The organism is Streptomyces sp. PSU-S4-23, from assembly GCF_055632315.1.
Window position 1 is genome coordinate 5767599 of the sequence record NZ_JBVMUU010000002.1, and the last position, 20484, is coordinate 5788082.

Here is a 20484-nt window from a genome sequence, read left to right on the forward strand (position 1 = left end):
CTGCACGGTCGACTTCGATCCATGACAGCCCCACCTCCTCCGGCCGGTCCCCCGTGAGGGAGTCTCATCGGCGTCGGGACTCGATAGCTCCGCTTCTGCGTGCTGCCCCGAACCACCGCGCAAGAGTATCAGCCGACCGAAGTGTCAAGGCGCCGCTTTGCCCGGTGCTGACGAGTTCTATGCTCGCGCCATGGCTGATGTCCTTCCTCTCGTCGAGGCCCGGTTGCGCACCGCGCTGGGTGAACCGGACGCGCGCGCCGCGGTCACCTTCCTCGGCACGGACCGCATCGAGGTGCTGCGTTTCCGGGAGGGCGACATCGTCCGCTACGCCACGCTCGGCATGTCCGCGTACCCCATGACGGACCCGGCGGCGACGCTCGCCGACCCCGTGAAGGGGCCGCGCGCCGAACTGCTCCTCTCGGTCCGCGCGGGCTCGGCCGACACCGGCAAGGTGCTCCGCCCGCTTGCCGTGCTCGCCGCGTCCCCGCAGGTCGAGGGGGTGATCGTGGCGCCCGGCGGCTCGCTGGACGTGGGCGGGCCGCTGTGGCCGGGAGCCCCGTTCACCTCGGTCCTGGTCGCCGAACCGGGCGGTCTGGTCGAGGACCTGGAACTGGAGGAGCCGCTGGAGCCGGTACGGTTCCTGCCGCTGCTGCCGATGACCGCGAACGAGGCGGCCTGGAAGCGGGTGCACGGCGCCCGGGCCCTCCAGGAGCGCTGGCTGGCGAACGGGACGGATCTACGGGATCCCTCCCGCCGTTCCGTCCCGCTGGAGTGACGAAGCTCACTGGCGCCCCGGACTCACCGGCACCCCGGCCGGAGCCGGGGCGGAGCCGAGGGCGTGCGGAAGGGTGAGCGCGGTGCGCCGTACGAGGATCACGAGCGCGCCCACGGCCGCCGGGGCCGCCGCGACCACGAACGGGACGCGGATGTCGCCCCACTCCGCGATCTTGGGCGCGAGGTACGGGGCTGCCGCAGGAAGGCCGTGATGCACAGGAAGCCGACGGCCGTCAGGAACGCGGTCCCGAAGAACGGGTAACGCCGGCTGGCGTCGCCGGGCAGCGCGCCCAGCAGCGGCCCGCAGGCCATGCCGAGGCCGAGCGCGGACTCGTACAGCGGGATCGCCGCGGCGCTGCCCCCGGCCGCCGCTCCGACGATGACCGCGAGGGTGGTGGAGACGAACAGCGCGTTGCCCAGCCCCCAGCCGGCCCGGAAGGCGACGAGCCGGCCGACCGGGTCCGAGGTGCCCGCGAGCCCCGCGAAGACCACGACGAACGCGAGGCCGAGCAGCAGGGTCCTGCGGCCTCCGATGCGGCTGGAGACGAATCCGGTCACCGGCACGGCGAAGGCGGTGATCAGGAAGTACGAGGTGAAGAGCAGGGAGACCTGGCTCGGCGTCGCCCGGAGGCCCCTGGCGATGGACGGCAGGATCGGGTCGACGAGTCCGATGCCCGTGAACGCGACGACGGACGCGCCCGCGGTTGCCCAGACGGCCGTCGGCCGGCGCAGGATGCCGCCCGCCCCGGGTCCAGGGGGTCCGTCGGGGCCGAGCCCGTGGCGGGGCCGGCTGTGCTGCTGCTCGTGCCTCTCCTCAGGGTTCTCAAGACGGCCGGCGCATGCACATATTAAGTTAGGGATTCTAATTAATGCGACGCACATCTACTTCGGCCGGTGGCGGCGGGTGTGACAGCACACGCCGGACGGGTGATCGTCCTTGACGCGGCGCTGGACGGGGAGGACCGTGGGGCCCTATGAGGGGCGAACCCAGTTGCCCGAAGTGTGGTGGCCGGGTCAGGGCTCCCGGACTCTTTGCCGACTCCTGGCAGTGCGATGTGCACGGGACCGTGCATCCGCTGCAGCCCGTGATCCCGCCCAGCGTCGAGGCCCTCAGCGTCGTGGTGCACCGCGCCCAGGTCCCGGTGTGGATGCCGTGGCCGCTGCCCGTCGGCTGGCTGTTCACAGGCGTGGCGTACGCGGGAGACGACCGCAGTGGCGGCCGTGCCACGGCCGTGGCCTGTTCGGGTCCGGGGCCGCTGGGCGGAGTGGGCGAGCTGATCCTCGTCGCCGAGGAGCTGGGAGTCGGGCTCGGCGCGCGCTACGCGGGCATGGACGGCCCCGACCCCGGCCCGTACATCAACGTCGAGAAGCCGCCCCAGGCCAAGGTGCTGGCCGCCGGACGCCCCACGCCGCTGTGGCACGTCTCGGGCACCCCCGACGACCGCGCGGTCTTCGCGGGCGAGGCGCGCGGCCTGTGGCTGTGGGCCGTCGTCTGGCCCGAGCAGTCGGGTCTGCTGATGTACGACGAACTGGTGCTGACGGATGTGCGGGACGCGGGTGCGGAGGTGGACCTGCTGCCCTGCGGGGCGCTGTCGCCGCGTCTGCTCGAACCGTGAGGCGGGGCCTGCGGTGCGTGTAGGGGGCGTACCGGGGTCACGGGTGTGACAGGAGGCCCTCAAGGCCCGTTATCCTTGAGCGTCCCCTTCCGTCCCGTCGCCGCCTGGAGTCCGCGTCGTGCGCATCGATCTGCACACCCACTCCACCGCGTCCGACGGTACGGACACCCCGGCCGAGCTGGTGCTGGCCGCCGCTGCCGCCGGACTGGACGTCGTCGCGCTCACCGACCACGACACCACGCGCGGGCACGCGGAGGCGATCGCGGCGCTGCCGGAGGGGCTGACCCTCGTCACCGGCGCCGAGCTCTCGTGCCGCCTGGACGGCATCGGCATGCACATGCTGGCCTACCTCTTCGATCCCGAGGAGCCCGGCCTGCTCGCCGAGCGCGAGCTGGTGCGGGACGACCGGGTGCCGCGGGCCCACGCGATCATCGCCAAGCTCCAGGAGCTGGGCGCGCCGGTCACCTGGGAGCAGGTGGCGCGCATCGCCGGCGACGGCTCGGTCGGGCGGCCGCACATCGCCTCCGCCCTGGTCGAGCTGGGCGTCGTGGGCAGCGTCTCGGACGCGTTCACCCCCAGGTGGCTGGCCGACGGCGGCCGCGCCTACGTCGCGAAGCACGAGAGCGACCCCTTCGAGGCGATCCGGCTGGTCAAGGCCGCGGGCGGGGTCACCGTCTTCGCGCACCCGGCCGCCTCGAAGCGCGGACGGACCGTACCGGAGTCCGCCATCGCGGACCTCGCCGCCGCCGGGCTCGACGGCATCGAGGTCGACCACATGGACCACGACCGGGCGACCCGCGCACGGCTGCGCGGTCTCGCGGACGAGCTGGGGCTCCTCGCCACCGGCTCCTCCGACTACCACGGCAGCCGCAAGACGTGCGCGCTCGGGGAGTACACCACCGATCCCGAGGTGTACGGGGAGATCACCCGGCGGGCCACCGGCGCGTTCCCGGTGCCGGGCACCGGCGGACGCCGCTCGACCCGCTAGCTCCCGGTCCCCGTCGGCACCGGGACCCGCCCTCCGCACGGCATCCGGATGCGTCCGGCATCCGTCACGTGCCCCACCGCTGCGTGCCCACGCGCGCAACGACCTCCCCGGCGGCCGCGGCCCGTCCGCTGCCGCGCGCCCAGTCCGTACTCCTCGCAAGGCCCTCCATGTTCGACGCCGCCGTCTTCGGTTCCCTCTTCCTCACCCTCTTCGTGATCATGGATCCCCCCGGGATCACCCCGATCTTCCTCGCGCTCACCGCCGGGCGCCCCGTCAAGGTGCAGAGGCGGATGGCCTTCCAGGCCGTCTGCGTGGCCGCCGGTGTCATCGCGGTGTTCGGCGTCCTCGGCCACCAGATCCTCGCCTACCTGCATGTCTCCGTGCCCGCCCTGATGATCGCGGGCGGGTTGCTGCTCCTGCTGATCGCCCTCGACCTGCTGACCGGCAAGTCGGACGAACCGAAGCAGACCAAGGACGTCAATGTCGCACTGGTGCCGCTCGGCATGCCGCTGCTGGCCGGGCCGGGCGCCATCGTGTCCGTGATCCTCGCGGTCCAGAAGGCGGACAGCGTGGGCACCCAGATATCCGTGTGGACGGCGATTCTCGCGATCCACCTCGTGCTGTGGCTGGTCATGCGCCACTCGCTGCTGATCATCCGCCTGATCAAGGACGGCGGTGTCGTGCTGGTGACACGGCTCGCCGGCATGATGCTCTCCGCGATCGCCGTGCAACAGATCATCAACGGCGTCACGCAGGTCGTCCACGGCAGCTGAGCCGCCCGGTGGGCCCGGTACGCGCAAAGCCCCGCACGGGCATCGCTGCCGTGCGGGGCTCTTGAGTCCGGCGTGCGCCTGTGCGGCGGATTACGAGGCGGGCGATTCGGCCGGGCGGATCCAGAGTCGCTGCCCGATGGCCGCGGCCTGCTGAACGATCTGCTTGACGGAGGCGGCGTCCACGACGGTGGTGTCCACGGGCGTGCCGTCGACGTCGTCGAGTCGCATGATTTCGAAGCGCAAGAGGCTTCTCCCTTCGTCTGGTCATCCTCCTGAGGAGAACTACTGGTGGGTGAGCGCGGAGAGTCGTCCTCCCGCTCCTGTATGCATACAACAGCACGCCCGTTGCAAACATTCCCTACGCTAAGGAAAATTTTTGAGTCGCTAATTACTGACAGGTAAGAGACCGGCCGTGTGCGAAGTGTGTTCACGGTGCACTGATCGGGACCGGTTGTGTTCGCAGTGTGACCGCCGGGACAATGGGGGCATATGAACGACGACCTGGTGGCGCTCGGCGCCCGCATCGACCGTACGAACGAGCTGCTCCAGCGCATGCTCGCCGAGGTGGCGAAGACGCCCTCGACCCATGCGATCTTCGTCGACGCCGGCTATCTGTACGCGGCCGCGGGACGGCTCGTCGCCGGCACCGAGGACCGCCGGGCCTTCGACCTCGACGCCGAGGGACTGATCGAGGCGCTCATCGACAAGGCGCGCACGATCTTCGCGGACAGCCGGCTGCTGCGCGTGTACTGGTACGACGGCGCGAGGCGCCGCATCCACACGGCGGAACAGCAGTCCATCGCCGAACTCCCGGACGTCAAGGTGCGGCTGGGCAACCTCAACGCGAACAACCAGCAGAAGGGTGTCGACTCCCTCATCCGCTCCGACCTGGAATCACTGGCCCGGCACCGCGCCATCAGCGACGCGGCCCTCATCGGCGGCGACGAGGACCTGGTGTCGGCGGTCGAGGCGGCGCAGGGGTACGGGGCGCGGGTGCACCTGTGGGGTGTCGAGGCGCCCGAGGGCCGCAACCAGGCGGAGCCGCTGCTGTGGGAGGTCGACAGCCAGCGCACCCTCGAACTCGACTTCTTCAAGCCGTATGTGTCCCGGCGGACGGCCCTGCCGCACGAGCCGTCGTCCGCGGCCCGCCCCACGCGCGAGGAGGTGCGGTTCGTCGGCGCGCAGATCGCGGCGAAGTGGCTGGCGGCGCGGGGCCGCGAGGCGCTGGTGGACCTGCTGCCCGGACACCCGTACCTGCCCGGCTCGGTCGACCAGGACCTGCTGGTCGAGGCGGAGGGGATGCTGCAGTACTCGCTCCGCGGTCAGCCCGACCTGCGGCGCGCGCTGCGGGACGGCTTCTGGGAGCACCTGCAGGCGCAGTACTAGCACGACGAGAGGCCGCGCCGGTCCCGGACCTGACCAAGTGTCAGAAGAGCAGCTCCCAGAAGCCTGTGAGGGCGCGGGCCGTCCGTTCGGGCTGGTCGGTGTTGGGGGAGTGCTCCGCCTGCGTCACCACGGTGCGGTGGGCGCCCAGCCGGACGGCCATGTCGTCCAGGAGCGGGACCGGCCAGGTGTCGTCACGCTCACCGGACAGCACGTGCACCGGCAGGCCGACGGCGGCCAGTTCGTCCACGCGGTCGGGTTCCATGCACAGCTGCCGTCCCGTGGCGATGAGCTGGGCGGGACTGTTGCCGAGCCAGCGGCGGCGCAGGTCCTCCCCGTCGAGGAGGCCCTCGTCGATGTCCCCGGGGTCGTCCGCCGGCGGCTCCACGGCCTGGATCGCCTCCCAGACCTGCGCCATGTCCAGGACGGCGAGCGCGTCGTGCAGCAGCTTCACGCGCTCCTGCTGCGGAACGGAGATCTGGGCAGGGCCGGAGGCCATGAGGGTGAGCGAGACGAACGGGGCGGCGTCGAGGAGCACGGCAGCGCGGGCGATCTGACCGCCGAGGGAGTGCCCGAGCAGATGCACGGGCGCGCCCACGGCGTGCGCCTGGGCGATCACGTCGAGCGCCAACTCGCCCTGCGCGTACGGAGCCTCGTCGTCCCGGGCGCCGGGCGACTCGTGCTGCCCCCGCCCGTCGACGGCGACCGTGCGGTATCCGGCCGCCGCGAGGAGCGGCTGCAGGGCGATGAAGTCCTCCTTGCTCCCGGTGAAGCCGGGCAGCAGCAGGACCGTCCCCCTGATGTGCGCCGTCACCGCGTCCGCCTCGAGCACGGCGAAGTCACCGCGCGCCGTACCGAGCCGGCGGGCCCGGACGCCCGGGGGCGGGGTGAAGGTGGGGGGACGGCTCATGAGGCTGAGGTTACCGGGCGGTCGGGGCCGGTGGGGGTGAGTGCGGTGGAGTGCGGAGGACATCACGGTGGGCAGAGCGCGGGGAGCCGCGGGAACGCCGACGGCCCGGCTCCCCGGGGCGGGTGAGCCGGGCCGTCGGTGACCGTCCCGTCAGCCTTCCGCGGGTTCCGCGGGTTCCGCGGGCTCCGCGGCCTTCCGCGTCCGCCGGCGGGGCTTCGCCGGAGCCTCGTCGGTCTGCACCGCAATCTCCGCCTCCGGGGCCACCGCCTTACGGGTGCGGCGCCGGGGCCTGACCTCGGCCTCCTCGGCCACCTGCGCGGGAATCGCCGCCTCGGCGGCGGGCGCCGTGTCCGCGGTCTTGCGGGTGCGGCGGCGCGGCTTGGCCTCCGCGGCCTCGGTGCCCTCGGCGGTGTCCACCGCGGCTTCGGCGGCCGCTTCGGCGGTCTTGCGGGTGCGTCGGCGCGGCTTGGCCGCCGGCTCTTCCGCCTCTTCCACGGGGGCGGCCTGCGCCGTCTTACGGGCGCGCCGTGGCTTCGCCGGCGCCTCGCCCTCCGTCACGACGCCCTCCGCCGTCTCGACCGCGGCCTCCGCCGCCTTGCGCGTACGACGGCGCGGCTTGGCCGGAGCCTCGGCGGCCGCTTCGTCCACGACGGCCGGCGCCTCGGCGGCCGGTGCCGTGTCCGTGGTCTTGCGGGTGCGGCGGCGCGGCTTGGCCTCCGCGGCCTCGGTGCCCTCGGAGGTGCCCTCGGCGGTGTCCACCGCGGCTTCGGCGGCGGCTCCCGCGGCGGCCGGAGCCGCCTCGGCGGTCTTGCGGGTGCGGCGGCGGCGCGGCGTGGCCGGCTCGGCCGGTGCTGCGGCTGCGGCACCCTCCGCCCTGTCCACGGCCGCTTCCGCGGCCTCCGGCGCCGTCGGCTCCACCGTCTCCGGCACCGGGGCGAGCGCCTCGGTCACCGGCGCGGCCGTCTCCGCCGGCGCCCCGCCGCGCGTGCGGCGACGGCGGCGCGGCGTGCGCCGCTCGACGGTCTCGGGCGTCGCCGCGGTCTCGGCCGTCTCCGCGGTGGCGGTGGCGGTGTCCGTGCCGGCCGGGCCGGGCGGCGTCTCCAGCGGTGTTCCGCCGCGCGTGCGGCGCCGGCGTCGCGCCGAGCGCGCCGGCCGCTCGCGCTCCTCGGACGGGCCCGAGGAGCGGCGGCCCCGCGGCCCCCGCCCGCCGGTCTCGCCGAGGTCCTCCAGCTCCTCCGCCGCCAGCCCGGCGCGGGTGCGCTCCGAGCGCGGCAGGACGCCCTTGGTGCCCTCGGGGATGCCGAGGTCGCTGAAGAGGTGCGGCGAGGTGGAGTACGTCTCCGGGGGGTCGCTGAAGTCCAGCTCCAGCGCCTTGTTGATCAGCTGCCAGCGCGGGATGTCGTCCCAGTCGACCAGCGTGATCGCCGTACCCGACGCGCCCGCGCGGCCCGTACGGCCGATGCGGTGCAGATAGGTCTTCTCGTCCTCGGGGGACTGGTAGTTGACGACGTGCGTGACGCCCTCGACGTCGATGCCGCGTGCGGCCACGTCGGTGCACACCAGCACGTCCACCTTGCCGTTGCGGAAGGCCCGCAGGGCCTGCTCGCGCGCGCCCTGGCCCAGGTCGCCGTGGACCGCGCCGGACGCGAAGCCGCGCCGCTGCAGCTGCTCGGCGATGTCCGCGGCCGTCCGCTTCGTACGGCAGAAGACCATCGCCAGCCCGCGGCCGTCGGCCTGCAGCATGCGCGCGACCATCTCCGGCTTGTCGAGCGAGTGCGCGCGGTAGACGAACTGCTTGATGTTCGCGACCGTCACGCCCTCGTCGTCCGGCGCGGTGGCCCGGATGTGCGTCGGCTGCGACATGTAGCGGCGGGCCAGGCCGATGACCGCGCCCGGCATCGTGGCCGAGAAGAGCATCGTCTGGCGCTTCGCCGGCAGCATGTCCATGATCTTCTCGACGTCGGGCAGGAAGCCCAGGTCGAGCATCTCGTCGGCCTCGTCGAGCACCAGGCACTTGACGTGCTTCAGGTTCAGCTTCTTCTGGCCCGCCAGGTCCAGCAGGCGGCCCGGGGTGCCGACGACGACGTCGACGCCCCTCCTGAGGGCCTCGACCTGCGGCTCGTAGGCCCGGCCGCCGTAGATCGCCGTGACGCGTACGTTGCGCACCTTGCCGGCCGTCAGCAGGTCATTGGTGACCTGCGTGCACAGCTCGCGCGTGGGTACGACGACAAGGGCCTGGGGGGCGTCCGTGAGGGCCTCGGGCCTGGCACGGCCGGCCTCCACGTCGGCCGGGACGGTGACACGCTCCAGGAGCGGGAGGCCGAAGCCCAGCGTCTTGCCGGTGCCGGTCTTGGCCTGGCCGATGACGTCGGTGCCGGAGAGGGCGACGGGGAGCGTCATCTCCTGGATGGGGAAGGGACGGACGATACCGACGGCTTCCAGGGCCTCGGCCGTCTCGGGAAGGATCCCAAGGTCTCGAAAAGTGGTAGTCAGGGTGCTGCCTCTTCTGTGTGCGCGATGCGAGGCGAGCGCGGGGGTCGTGACCATGCCGGATGACGTCGGCCTGCATGGGGGACGGGCCTGTGGCACGGGACCACGCCGACGCTCCAGCGCTCGTACCGCTGAGGGCCCCTCCGGATGCCGTACGCACTGTGACGTACCGGCGAGGAGGGCTTTCGGGTCGGAGCCGATCGGGCCACCGACCGGGCATCCTCATGCGTGCAGCCTGTCGGGATACGTCGACGTACCCAGCAGGCGCATTACCACCATACCCCGGAATCGCGCACACGCGATGGCCGATTCGGTCACGTAGCCGTCGTCACAGTGGTTGATCAGGGACTTCCCCGGGGCGGCGGGCGGGCTATTGTGCGCTTCATGACGACGCCTGACAACGCTCCCGACGCCTCCGCAGAACGCACCTCGGTCGCCGCCCAGGACTGGGCGAGGGCATCCGCCGACCCCCAGTACCGCGCCGCGGTGGTGGACCTGCTCGGCGCGCTCGCGTACGGGGAGCTGGCGGCGTTCGAGCGGCTCGCGGAGGACGCGAAGCTCGCGCCCACGCTCACGGACAAGGCGGAGCTGGCGAAGATGGCGTCCGCCGAGTTCCACCACTTCGAGCGGATCAGGGACCGGCTCACCGGGATCGGGGCCGAGCCGACGGAGGCGATGGAGCCGTTCGTCGCGGCCTACGACGGCTTCCACAAGCAGACGGCCCCGTCGGACTGGCTGGAGGGGCTCGTCAAGGCGTACGTCGGCGACTCGATCGCCAGCGACTTCTACCGCGAGGTCGCGGCCCGGCTCGATGCCGACACGCGCGGGCTCGTGCTCGCCGTGCTCGACGACACCGGGCACGCCAGTTTCGCCGTCGAGAGGGTGCGCGCCGCGATCGACGCGGACCCGCGTGTGGGCGGGCGGCTCGCGCTGTGGGCGCGGCGCCTGATGGGCGAGGCCCTGTCGCAGTCGCAGCGGGTGGTCGCCGACCGGGACGCGTTGTCGACGATGCTCGTCGGCGGCGTCGCGGACGGCTTCGACCTCGCCGAGGTCGGCAAGATGTTCTCGCGGATCACCGAGGCGCACACCAAGCGCATGGCGGCGCTGGGGCTGGCCGCCTGATCGTCACGGCGCCCTACGGGGGCGCCGCGACCGCCGGCACGGGCGAGCGGTCCGGGGCGCGTGTCACGGTGTTCGTCGTCCCGGCCGGCGCCGGAGCCGTCGCCCCGGCCGTGGCCACCGCCGGGGCGGACGGGGCCGCTCGCCGGGGGTGTCCGGGGCGGCGCCGTGCCCAGGGTGCGGCCTCAGGCCGTCGCCGACCTGCGGCGGAGTCTTTCCGCCGGCCGCAGCAGCAGCGACAGCGAGGCCGCCGAGACGGCCAGCGCACCGACGAGGATCACCGGGAGACCGGCCGAGCCCAGCGCGCTGTGGGTGAGGAACGCGCCGAAGAGAGCCCCCGCCGCACCCGTCGGCAGGACCATCGCGCGGGCAGGCAGCCGGTGCGGCAGCCGGCGCACGGCGGCCCATGCCAGGGCGAGCCCGAGGACGGCGGAGCCGAGCGCTTCCCAGAACATGACGAGTTTCCCTCCCGCACGGCTGCTGCCAGGGCAAATCGGTCGTAGCCGTCTTACCCGCGGCGTGCGGAGGACAATCCTCCCCTGTGCGGTGGATGTGCTCCTCCTGGGCGGCGGATGTGCTCCGTCCGTGTGGCCCGGAGCGGGGTCCCGCGCCCCGGGCGTTCACCTGTGCGCCCCGAGCCGCCGTGCCCGGGCGTCCGCCTGTGGCCGGAGCGGGGCCGTGCGGGATCGCCCGGCGGTACGGGATCACGCCCGGGCGCGGCAGCGGAGGGGCCCGGTGGCATGCGCCACCGGGCCCCTCCGCTTGTCACGGCGCGACCTACAGCGCGCCGAAGCCCACCTTGCGCGGGGCCGGCTCGCCGATCTCCACGTACGCGAGCCGGTCGGCCGGGACGAGGAGCTTGCGGCCGTGCTCGTCCACGAGGCTCAGCAGCCGCGACTTCCCGGACAGCGCCTCGGCCACGACACGCTCGACCTCCTCGGCGCTCTGACCGCTCTCCAGAACGATCTCGCGCGGCGCGTGCTGCACGCCGATCTTGACCTCCACGGCTTTGTCCCTCCGACGGTCAGTGATGTGCGCGGCCGTCCGCGCCGTACCAGCACACATTAGCCCGGTGAGGGGGCGCCCACGCTCCGCTCCGGAACGCCAGGAGCGAACACCCTGCGGGAACAAGGCCGCCGTACGGCTCCGCTCCGTGTGCGCGGTGCCGTACGGCTCGGGGGCCGGCGGTGCCCAGGGGCGCCGCTCAGTGGTGCTGATCGCTGCCGTGCAGCGGGAACCCGGCGATGCCCCGCCAGGCCAGGGAGGTCAGCAGCTGCACCGCCTGGTCGCGCGGCACGCTGCGGTCGCTGTGCAGCCAGGAACGCGCCACGACCTGGGCCAGACCGCCGAGACCCGAGGCCAGCAGCATGGACTCGTCCCGCGACAGGCCGGTGTCCTCGGCGATGACGTCGCAGATGGCCTCCGCGCACTCGATCGTGACCTTGTCCACGCGCTCGCGCACCGCGGGCTCGTTCGTCAGGTCCGACTCGAAGACCAGCCGGAAGGCGCCGCCGTCGTCCTCGACGTACGCGAAGTACGCGTCCATCGTGGCGCGTACGCGCTGCTTGTTGTCGGTCGTCGACGCGAGCGCGTTCCGAACGGCCACCAGCAGGGCGTCGCAGTGCTGGTCCAGCAGCGCCAGGTAAAGATCGAGCTTGCCCGGGAAGTGCTGGTAGAGCACCGGCTTGCTGACCCCGGCGCGCTCGGCGATGTCGTCCATCGCGGCCGCGTGGTAGCCCTGAGCCACGAAGACTTCCTGCGCGGCGCCCAGCAGCTGGTTCCGTCGGGCACGGCGCGGCAGGCGCGTACCCCGCGGGCGTGCCGCCTCTGTCTGCTCGATGGCTGTCACGCCGCCTCCCAAAATCGTCCACATGCGGTGTGCGCCGCGCCGCCATCGTACTTTTCGGTAACCGTGCTGTGCGCGGTGCGAGCGCAGAATTTCACGGACCGGACAACGGGGAAAGCCGCGCGCAGCGCGCCGAACGGGGGCGGGGCGGGTGGATGGGCGCCCCGGCACCGCCTGACGCCACGCGCTCTCTCACCGTGCGTACGCGTCCTCTTACCCGAAGTGATCCTTTTCGTGATCGTCCCGGTACCTCACCGATACTCACCGATACTCACCGATAGTCGTCCTCGTCGAGGGAGACGACGCGGGCCTGCTCCACGAGGTCCGCCTCGTTGGCGCGGAGGGTGTCCTCCTCGGCCACGGGCTCGTCCCGCTCCGGGGCGAGTTCCGCCTGCTGTGCGGCGGCGTCGTTCTCCGGTGCCTCGACGTCGAGCTCGGTGCCGCCGTTCCCGTCGTCGTCGAACGTCTCGGGATCAGTGGGGTCTACGGCCATGGCGGGCTCCCTTCCTGAGAACTCCTGGAACGTCCCCGAACGAGGCAGGGGCCACATACGGGTGCCCTGCTCCGAGCCTAGGAGACACCCGATCGGGACGCCATGTGTGATGAGGGGTCCCTGGGTGTGTCCGTCGCGCCGCGCCGTCGCGCCGGGCCGCTCTCTGCCTGCGGTCCCCTTGCGGTCAGGTCTGCCCTGTGACGGCGAACACATGAACCAGTGTGTGATCGCCTCGTAACATTGGCGCATGTCCTCGACCGAGTTGCCGTCCGTCCCGGCCGCCAATGTGCTCCCGAAGGTGGCGCCCCTCACGGTGCGCGAGGGCGAGCGCGTGAGGGCGGTGGGGCTGCCCGGCGTCACGCTGACGGTGCGGTCGAGACCGCCGGAGCGCGAGGGGCTGCCGCGGGCGCTGTACGTCCACGGACTCGGCGGTTCCTCCCAGAACTGGTCGGCGCTGATGGCCCTGCTCGACGGGCTCGTCGACGGCGAGGCCCTCGACCTGCCGGGCTTCGGCGACTCGCCGCCGCCGGACGACGGCAACTACTCCGTCACGGGGCATGCGCGCGCGGTCATCCGCTACCTCGACTACCTCGACGCGGACGGGCGTGGGCCCGTTCACCTGTTCGGCAACTCGATGGGCGGGGCCGTCGCGACGCGTGTCGCCGCCGTCCGGCCCGATCTCGTCCGGACGCTCACCCTGGTCTCGCCGGCGCTCCCGGAGATCTTCGTGCAGCGCGGCGCGATTCCGACGGGTCTGCTCGCGGTGCCCGGGGTCGCCTCCCTGTTCACCCGGTACACCAAGGACTGGACGGCCGAGCAGCGCGTCCGCGGGGTCATGGCGCTGTGCTACGGCGACCCCCGGCGCGTCACCCCGGAAGGATTTCAGAATGCGGTCGAGGAGATGGAGCGGCGACTGCGACTGCCGTACTTCTGGGACGCGATGGCCCGCTCGGCGCGTGGGATCGTGAACGCCTACACGCTGGGCGGACAGCACGGGCTGTGGCGCCAGGCGGAGCGGGTCCTCGCCCCGACGCTGCTCGTGTACGGCGGCCGGGACCAACTGGTGTCCTTCCGCATGGCCCAGCGGGCGGCGCGCGCCTTCCGCGACTCCCGGCTGCTGACCCTGCCGGAGGCGGGGCACGTCGCGATGATGGAATACCCGGACGTGGTGGGCGACGCCTTCCGCGAACTGCTGGCGTCGACGGGCGAGTTGCCCGGACGGGCCGGTGAAGGAGGCGGCGGTGGCGCCGCCGTGAGGGGCGTGTCCGGCCGCGGGACCACCGCGGCGACGGGTGAATCCGGCACCGTCGGGGGGAGCTGAGGCGCGGCGTGGGACGGCACAGCCGCAAGGGGCGGGGCAACAAGACGCATACGGACACCGGCGCGGTGCCGGTCATACCGGCGCAGGACACATCGGCACGAGACGCGGCGGCCCTGTCCGCCATGGATTCGGCGCTGCGCCCCGAAGCGGCGCCGCCGCCTCGGGGCCCGCAGGCATCGGCCCCCGTGCCGCCGGGGCCTGCCGCCCGCCGGCAGCGCCCGATGGAGGGCACACCGGCGCAGGGCACACCGGCGACGGGTGTTCCGCGCCATCCGGACGGCACACCGGCCCGGGGGGTTCCGCGCTATCCGGACGGGACGCCCGCTCGGGGGGTGCCCCGTGTCCCCGGTGCCACCCCGCCCCAGGGCGGACCGCGGCCGTCGGCCGACGGGACTCCGGCGCGCGGTGTTCCCCGCTTCCCGGACGGCACACCGGCCCGGGGGGTTCCGCGCTTCCCGGACGGCACACCGGCCCAGGGGGTTCCGCGCTTCCCGGACGGGACGCCCGCTCATGGTGTTCCCCGGTTCCCCGATGGGACCCCCGCCCACGGCACCCCCCACGTCCGCGGTGGCCACCCCCAGCAGCGCGAACCCGGCGGAGGCTGGGAACCGCTGGGGGGCAGGGCCGCGCCCACGGGGCCTTCCGGGGGCATGCCCCCGGGAAGCCCCGCCCCCCGCATCCCGCAGCAGAGGTCGCGGTCCGGGCCCCGTCAGGATTACCTCGACGCCTTCGACGAGGGCGACGACGTCTTCGCGCCCCGCAGCACCGGCCCCGCCGCCCGCCCTTCGCGCACCGGCGACCTCCGCGCGCAGGCGCAGGCCCAGACGCAGGCCCAGACGCAGGCCGGGCCCGGCGGGGACGGCGACGCGCCGGACAGCGGGTCCGGCGAGGCGGCGCCCAAGGGGAGCGGGAAGGGCCGTACCTACACCGGGATCGCGGCCGCCGCCGTGACCACCGTGCTCGCGGTGGTCGTCGCCGGCCAGATCGCAGGCGGCCAGGGCGGCACCACCGAGCGGGCACAGTCCGCCACCGACCGGGCCCGCGACGCCCACGGCGCCGCCAGCAGGGGCGACGGCCGCCCGACCCCCTCCCGCACGCCGAACGCGAGGACGCTGACCTACGAGCAGGCCATGAACGAGCGGTACCCGCTCAGCGCCGCGCTGAAGGGACCCGGGAAGTTCTCCGCCGTCCCCGGCTTCGACAAGGCACCCGGCACAGGGCGCAAGTACACCTACCGCGTCGATGTGGAGAACGGGCTCGGCCTCGACGGCGAACTCTTCGCCCAGGCCGTCCAGAAGTCCCTCAACGACGACCGCAGCTGGGCCCACCACGGCGCCCGTACCTTCGAGCGCGTCTCCTCGGGCAAGCCCGACTTCGTGATCACGCTCGCCAGCCCCGGCACCACGGCCGCCTGGTGCGCCAAGTCCGGCCTCGACACGACGGAGGACAACGTCTCCTGCGACTCGGCCTCCACCGAGCGCGTGATGATCAACGCCTACCGCTGGGCCCAGGGTTCGAAGACATACGGGGACCACATGTACGCCTACCGCCAGATGCTGATCAATCACGAGGTGGGCCACCGCCTCGGCTACGGTCACGTCACCTGTGACAAGGACGGCGAGCTGGCGCCGGTCATGCAGCAGCAGACCAAGTTCCTCGACCACGACGGCATCCACTGCCTGCCCAACCCCTGGCCCTATCCCCGGAGCTGACCGGAGCGGCCGCCCTGGTGCCGGTGAGCGCCCGCGGGGCGCTCGGCCGGGGACCGGCCGCCACCTCCCGAAACGTCACTGCATGATCTGCTAGCGCGGTCGAACGCGGTCCACGGGGGAAAGTTACGACCGTTCACCCCTTTTGGTGGCGCGATGGACAACCGTCCGTCGCGCCACCGTGTTGTCCGCATACGTTCGTCCCGCTGCGAGCCGCCGGGCAACGGCGGCTCCCACACGGGAGATCGGGGGTGCGCTCGTGCGCATCGGATTGCTTACGGAGGGTGGCTACCCGTATGTGGGCGGTGATGCCGGACTCTGGTGCGACCGGCTCGTACGCGGGCTCGGGCAGCACGAGTTCGACATCTACGCGCTCAGCCGCAGCGAGCGCCAGGAAGCCGGGGGACGGCTTCCGCTGCCGCCGCACGTCGGCCGGGTGCGGACGGCACCGCTGTGGAGTACGGCGGACGACGGCGTCGCCCACGGCCGTCGTGCCCGGCGCCGGTTCGCCGAGGCGTACGGGGAGTTGGCCGCCGCGCTCTGCACGGCACCGGAGCCGGGGACGCCACGCGGCGCCCCGGAGCCGTCCGGTCCTGAGGCGGACCGTTTCGGCAACGCCCTCTACGCGCTCGCCGAACTCGCCCGCGACGAAGGCGGACTGACCGGCGCACTGCGCTCCGAGGCCGCTGCCCGCGTCCTGGAACGCTCCTGCCGCGCGCCGGGCGCCCTCCGCGCAGCGCGAGCGGCGCGCGTCCCCGATCTGCTCGAGGCGGCCGCGGGGCTCGAACGCGCCCTGCGCCCCCTCTCCCTCGACTGGTACGAGGACGACGGGCTCGGATCGGCCGACCTCTGCCACGCCGCGACGGGGGGCGCCGCGGCCCTGGCCGGGCTGCTCGCCCGCCATCTTGCCGGAGTGCCGCTGCTGGTGACCGAGTACGGCGTGCACCTGCGCGCGCACTATCTGGGCGCGTCGGACGGGGCGCCCGCGGTGCGCGCGCTGCTCGCCTCCTTCCACCGCAGGCTGGCCGCCGAGGCATACCGGCGCGCCGCCTGCGTCACGCCCGGCAACACCCACGCCCGCCGCTGGCAGGAACGGTGCGGCGCCGACCGGGCCAAGCTGGTCACGGTCTACCCCGGCATGGAGGCGTCCCGCTTCACGGACGTGGGCGAGTCGGCCGACGGCGCGGACCCGTACACGCTGGTCTGGGTCGGCCGCATCGAACCCGGCAAGGACCTGATCTCCCTGCTCCACGCCTTCGCGGACATCCACAGGAAGGAGCCGAAGGCCCGGCTGCGGATCATCGGGTCCGCGGCGGGCGCCGACGGCACGGCCTACCTCGGGCACTGCAGGGCGCTGGCCGCCCAGCTCTTCCCCGACGAGGCGGAGGGCGTCCACGCCGTCGGCGACAACCCGGTGGCCTTCGAGGAGATCGGCGGCCCGGAGGTGCCCGACCTGGCGGAGGCGTACGCGGCCGGCGCCGTCGTCGTCCTCTCCAGCGTCGTCGAAGGGTTTCCGATCAGCCTGGTGGAGGCCATGCTCTGCGGCCGCGCGACGGTGTCCACGGACGTGGGCGCGGTCGTGGAGGTCATCGGCGGTACGGGGCTCGTGGTCCCGCCCCGCAACCCCCGGGCACTGGCCGGGGCGTGCCTGGCGTTGCTGCGCGACCCCCAGCGCCGTGAGCGCCTCGGCGCGGCCGCCCGCGCGCGAGCCCTGGAACTGTTCACCGTCGAGCAGAACATTGCGGCGTTCCGTGGTATCTACCTGGAGGTCCTCTCCCACTCGCCGGTGCGGCGGGTGCTCGTCGACGGAGCGGGCGAACCGCTGCCCTTCGGAGCGCCGGCGGAGGCCCATGTGCCCGGCCGCTGGACCGATCCGCGGCGCCTGCGCGCACGACCGCGCTGGGCGGGGGCGGAGCACGCCGCGCCGGACGCGGTGAGCGCCACGCTGCCCCTCAAGGAATCCGTCCCGGTGGCGGGGGTTGCGCGATGAGCAAGGCGGAAGAACTGCTCAGGGGCACGGAACCCGGGCGCGCGGACGCACACGGACCCGCGGCCACGGCCCGCAAGCCGGCCCGCCGTGGCGCCGCCGACCCGGTCAAGGCCCTGATGCACCACCACCGCGACCTGTGCGAGCGAGCCGTCGACCCACTGGAGATCGCGGCCGGACTCGAAGCCCACGGTCTGACCGACCGGACCGCCGCGCGCTTCCGGCACCGGGACGTCTTCTCCCTCGCCGAGGAGATGTACGCGCGCGCGCCCCGTGACGCCGCCAGGCACCCGCCGCGGCCCGCCACCACGGACGCCCCCCGCGAGCCCGGGGGATGGGCCGCCCTCGCCCTGCTCCCCGGCGCACTGTGCGCGGCGGCCGTGATCGGGGCGCGGCTCACCGAAGGCCGCGGCCGCCTCGCCGTCGCCGCACTCGGTGCCGTCGCCGTCATGCTCGGGCTGCGCGTGGCGCTCCGGCGTGGTCCGCTGCGCGTGGCGAACCACGCCACACCGGCCGGCGCACGCTTGGCGACCTGCTGGCTGCTCGCCTACGCCCTCCTCGGAGACGGGCTCCTGCGTGCCGCTCTGGACGGCGGCCCCGACGGTCCCTGGCCCCCGTCCGCCGCGCCCGTCGCGGCCCTCGCCCTGGCCTGCGGTCCGGCCGCCTGGTGCGCCCGCCTCTTCACGGTGCGCGCCCGCCGCGGACTCGCCGCCAGCCGCGGCCTGGAGGACTTCGCGTCCTCGGCCACCCCTCTGTTCCTCGGCGTGTTCGGACTCTTCCTGTGCGCCCTGGGGGCACTGCTGGCGCTGTGCGGGGCGCTGCTCGGGGGGCCCAGCGCCTCCTCGGGGCCCACCGCCTACGCGGGGCCCGGCGCCCTCGGCGTGCTCCTGCTGCTGGCCCGGCTTCTGGCCGCGCACGGTTTCGGACGCGCCCCGGCCGTGGTCCTCGGCGCCGCGGCCGCCACCGAGGCGACCGCCCTGGTCACGGTCTTCGCCGGCCGGCTCCCCGGCTGTGCGTCCCTGGACACGCCGGTCCAGGCCCTGGCAGGCGCCTGGGGCACCGACGCCGTCCAGGCCGCCGGCTGCGCCCCGGCCGCCCTGGTCCTGCTGGCCCACACGATCCGCACCCTGACCCGGGCCTCGGCCCACGCCCGTCCGCCCGGATCTCCCTGAGCCCCGGCCCATGGCACCCCCCACCTCCGACGCCATGAGCCGTAGCCACCGCCGGGGGCCTGGTCCCCGGCCCATCCGTCCCGCGGGGCCGACACCGCGGGCTCCTCCCATCCGATGGCACCACCCCTGAAGGAGAACGCCAGATGATCACCTCCCGAACCGGAGAATCCGCCCCGGGAGCCGCCCGATGAGGGTCCTGCTGATCGGAGCCAACGGATACCTCGGCCGCTTCGTCGCCGACCGCCTGCTCGCCGACCCCGCCGTCCAGCTCACCGCGCTCGGCCGCGGCGACGACGCCGATGTGCGCTTCGACCTCGCATCCGGCAGCCCGGGCGCGCTCACCCGCTTCCTGGACGCCGTGCACCCCGGGGTCGTCATCAACTGCGCCGGCGCCATCCGCGGCGGCGCCCGTGAACTCACCCGGCACAACACCGTCGCCGTCGCCACCGTCTGCGAGGCCCTGCGCCGCAGCGGCTGCGGCGCCCGTCTCGTGCAGATCGGCTGCGGCGCCGAGTACGGCCCGAGCCAGCCCGGCTCCTCCACGGCCGAGGACGCGGTCCCGCGCCCCGGCGGCCCCTACGGCGTCAGCAAGCTCGCCGCCACCGAACTGGTCCTCGGCTCCGGGCTCGACGCCGTCGTGCTCCGCGTGTTCTCGCCCGCCGGGCCCGGCACCCCAGCCGGGTCCCCGCTCGGCCGCCTCGCCGAAGCCATGCGCCGCGCCATGCAGTCCGGGGACGGCGAGCTCAAGCTCGGCGGCCTCGGCGTCCAGCGCGACTTCGTCGACGTGCGCGACGTGGCCCGCGCCGTCCACGCCGCCTCCCTCTCCGCGGCCCAGGGCGTGATCAACATCGGCTCGGGCCGCGCCGTGCGGCTCCGCGACGCGGCCGCCGTCCTCGCCCGCGTGGCCGGCTACGGCGGTGCCCTGCACGAACTCGACGGGCCTCCCGGCGCGGTGCGGGCGGTCATCGGCCACCCGCGTGGCGAATCGGAGCACGCGGCCCCGGTCGCGTATCCCTACCCGGACGGCTGCGGCAGCTGGCAGCAGGCCGATGTGCGCACCGCACGCGACCGGCTCGGCTGGCGGCCCCGGATCAACCTCGAGGAGTCCCTGGCCGATATCTGGATGGAGGCGGCATGCCGTATCTGACCAGCGCCACGGCGGGCACTCCGAGCACCGGACTGAGCCTGGGGCTGGGCGCCCCCGGCTATGCGCATCCCCTCGTCGCGCCCCTGGAGTGGCGTGAGCTCACCCGCCCGGGCACCCCCGTGCACTGGACGGTCCTCAACGTCAGCGGCGGCCCCGGCACGCGCCCCGACCCGCACTGCACGCAGGCCGCGGGACGGCTGCACACCGCGGGCGTCTGTGTTCTCGGTCACCTCGACGCCGCCTACGGCGCACGCGGCCTCGGCGAGCTGATGTCCGAGGCGCAGCGGTATCTCGACTGGTACCAGGTGGACGGCTTCCTCCTGGACCGCTGCCCCACGGAGCGTTCCGCGCTCGCCGAGGTCCGCCGCACGGTCACCGCGTTCCGCGCGACCCTCCACCGCGGTCATGTCGTCCTCGGGCACGGCACTCACCCGTATCCCGGATACGCCGAGGCCGCCGACCAGTTGGTCACCTTCTCCGGCTCCTGGAACGACTACCGCTGGTCGCAGGTGGCCGAGTGGACCGCCGAGCACCCGCCCGAGCGGTTCTGCCACTTCGTGCACGGCGTGCCGCGCGGTCATCTCGACGAGGCACTGCGCATCGCCCGGTGGCAGGGCGCCGCCACGATCTGGTTCACGGACCGCACGGGTCATGGCGGACGCGGTGATCCCTGGGAGGCCATGCCCGGCTACTGGGACGAAATCGTCTCGCGTGTCGGAACGGGTGTCTCGGAATGAAGAAGGGCGTGGCAGTGTT

19 protein-coding genes and 1 pseudogene are annotated in these 20484 nt (G+C 73.7%); 12 read left to right on the forward strand and 8 right to left on the reverse strand.

The genetic code is table 11. The annotated features are described in order from the left end of the window. The first annotated feature begins 190 nt into the window (after positions 1-190). Complete coding sequence (locus ACZ79I_RS26475) at positions 191-775, forward strand: suppressor of fused domain protein (RefSeq protein ID WP_471500066.1); 585 nt, start codon at positions 191-193, stop codon at positions 773-775. Between the two features lie 167 nt (positions 776-942). Here ACZ79I_RS26475 and ACZ79I_RS26480 read toward each other — a convergent pair. After that, a pseudogene (locus ACZ79I_RS26480) lies at positions 943-1509 on the reverse strand (MFS transporter); the annotation flags it as partial. A gap of 239 nt (positions 1510-1748) precedes the next feature. Between ACZ79I_RS26480 and ACZ79I_RS26485 the strand changes: the two are divergent. The 3 genes from ACZ79I_RS26485 (at position 1749) to ACZ79I_RS26495 (ending at position 4151) form a co-directional block, all read left to right on the forward strand. Further along, positions 1749-2390: a DUF6758 family protein gene (locus ACZ79I_RS26485; protein WP_388368615.1), complete on the forward strand. Its 642-nt coding sequence runs from the start codon at positions 1749-1751 to the stop codon at positions 2388-2390. Positions 2391-2508: 118 nt separating this feature from the next. Continuing rightward, entirely contained in the window at positions 2509-3378 is an 870-nt protein-coding gene (locus tag ACZ79I_RS26490; RefSeq protein WP_471500068.1) for a PHP domain-containing protein, read from the forward strand. Between the two features lie 167 nt (positions 3379-3545). Continuing rightward, positions 3546-4151 (forward strand): MarC family protein, encoded by a 606-nt coding sequence (locus ACZ79I_RS26495; RefSeq protein WP_471505228.1) that lies wholly within the window; start codon positions 3546-3548, stop codon positions 4149-4151. 90 nt (positions 4152-4241) lie between these two features. On the opposite strand, the gene ACZ79I_RS26500 is transcribed toward ACZ79I_RS26495, so the two are convergent. After that, positions 4242-4394: a hypothetical protein gene (locus ACZ79I_RS26500; RefSeq protein ID WP_471500070.1), complete on the reverse strand. Its 153-nt coding sequence runs from the start codon at positions 4392-4394 to the stop codon at positions 4242-4244. 246 nt (positions 4395-4640) lie between these two features. On the opposite strand from ACZ79I_RS26500, the gene ACZ79I_RS26505 reads away from it, so the two are divergent. Then, positions 4641-5537 carry an NYN domain-containing protein gene (locus ACZ79I_RS26505; protein ID WP_471500071.1) on the forward strand — a complete coding sequence of 299 codons (897 nt, stop codon included), beginning with the start codon at positions 4641-4643 and terminating at the stop codon, positions 5535-5537. Between the two features lie 40 nt (positions 5538-5577). Here ACZ79I_RS26505 and ACZ79I_RS26510 read toward each other — a convergent pair whose 3' ends face one another. Further along, positions 5578-6444: an alpha/beta fold hydrolase gene (locus ACZ79I_RS26510; protein WP_471500073.1), complete on the reverse strand. Its 867-nt coding sequence runs from the start codon at positions 6442-6444 to the stop codon at positions 5578-5580. 150 nt (positions 6445-6594) lie between these two features. Next, complete coding sequence (locus ACZ79I_RS26515; protein WP_471500075.1) at positions 6595-8991, reverse strand: DEAD/DEAH box helicase; 2397 nt, start codon at positions 8989-8991, stop codon at positions 6595-6597. 327 nt (positions 8992-9318) lie between these two features. Between ACZ79I_RS26515 and ACZ79I_RS26520 the strand changes: the two genes are divergently transcribed. Continuing rightward, entirely contained in the window at positions 9319-10056 is a 738-nt protein-coding gene (locus ACZ79I_RS26520) for a ferritin-like fold-containing protein (protein WP_471500077.1), read from the forward strand. Positions 10057-10238: 182 nt separating this feature from the next. Here ACZ79I_RS26520 and ACZ79I_RS26525 read toward each other — a convergent pair whose 3' ends face one another. From ACZ79I_RS26525 to ACZ79I_RS26540, 4 genes are all read right to left on the reverse strand, one after another. Continuing rightward, positions 10239-10508 (reverse strand): hypothetical protein, encoded by a 270-nt coding sequence (locus ACZ79I_RS26525; protein ID WP_471500079.1) that lies wholly within the window; start codon positions 10506-10508, stop codon positions 10239-10241. 322 nt (positions 10509-10830) lie between these two features. Beyond that, positions 10831-11058 (reverse strand): DUF3107 domain-containing protein, encoded by a 228-nt coding sequence (locus ACZ79I_RS26530; RefSeq protein WP_381084851.1) that lies wholly within the window; start codon positions 11056-11058, stop codon positions 10831-10833. A gap of 199 nt (positions 11059-11257) precedes the next feature. Continuing rightward, positions 11258-11902: a TetR/AcrR family transcriptional regulator gene (locus tag ACZ79I_RS26535; RefSeq protein WP_471500081.1), complete on the reverse strand. Its 645-nt coding sequence runs from the start codon at positions 11900-11902 to the stop codon at positions 11258-11260. Positions 11903-12170: 268 nt separating this feature from the next. After that, on the reverse strand, positions 12171-12392 hold the full coding sequence (locus ACZ79I_RS26540) for a hypothetical protein (protein WP_471500083.1): 222 nt from the start codon (positions 12390-12392) through the stop codon (positions 12171-12173). A gap of 247 nt (positions 12393-12639) precedes the next feature. Between ACZ79I_RS26540 and ACZ79I_RS26545 the strand changes: the two genes are divergently transcribed. From ACZ79I_RS26545 to ACZ79I_RS26570, 6 genes are all read left to right on the forward strand, one after another. Then, positions 12640-13713 (forward strand): alpha/beta fold hydrolase, encoded by a 1074-nt coding sequence (locus ACZ79I_RS26545; RefSeq protein WP_471500085.1) that lies wholly within the window; start codon positions 12640-12642, stop codon positions 13711-13713. A gap of 8 nt (positions 13714-13721) precedes the next feature. After that, positions 13722-15425, forward strand: a complete 1704-nt coding sequence (locus tag ACZ79I_RS26550; protein ID WP_471500087.1) for a DUF3152 domain-containing protein — start codon at positions 13722-13724, stop codon at positions 15423-15425. A gap of 256 nt (positions 15426-15681) precedes the next feature. Then, on the forward strand, positions 15682-17412 hold the full coding sequence (locus tag ACZ79I_RS26555) for a DUF3492 domain-containing protein (protein ID WP_471500089.1): 1731 nt from the start codon (positions 15682-15684) through the stop codon (positions 17410-17412). Next, a complete protein-coding gene (locus ACZ79I_RS26560; RefSeq protein WP_471500091.1) occupies positions 17409-18581 on the forward strand; it encodes a hypothetical protein in 1173 nt (390 codons plus the stop codon). Before ACZ79I_RS26555 ends, ACZ79I_RS26560 begins: the two co-directional genes overlap by 4 nt. Positions 18582-18768: 187 nt before the next feature. After that, the gene (locus ACZ79I_RS26565; protein WP_471500093.1) at positions 18769-19728 is read left to right on the forward strand and encodes an NAD-dependent epimerase/dehydratase family protein; all 960 of its coding nucleotides are present in this window, start codon (positions 18769-18771) and stop codon (positions 19726-19728) included. Next, positions 19716-20465: a spherulation-specific family 4 protein gene (locus tag ACZ79I_RS26570; protein ID WP_471500095.1), complete on the forward strand. Its 750-nt coding sequence runs from the start codon at positions 19716-19718 to the stop codon at positions 20463-20465. The genes ACZ79I_RS26565 and ACZ79I_RS26570 overlap by 13 nt, the downstream gene beginning before the upstream one ends. Positions 20466-20484: the final 19 nt, after the last annotated feature.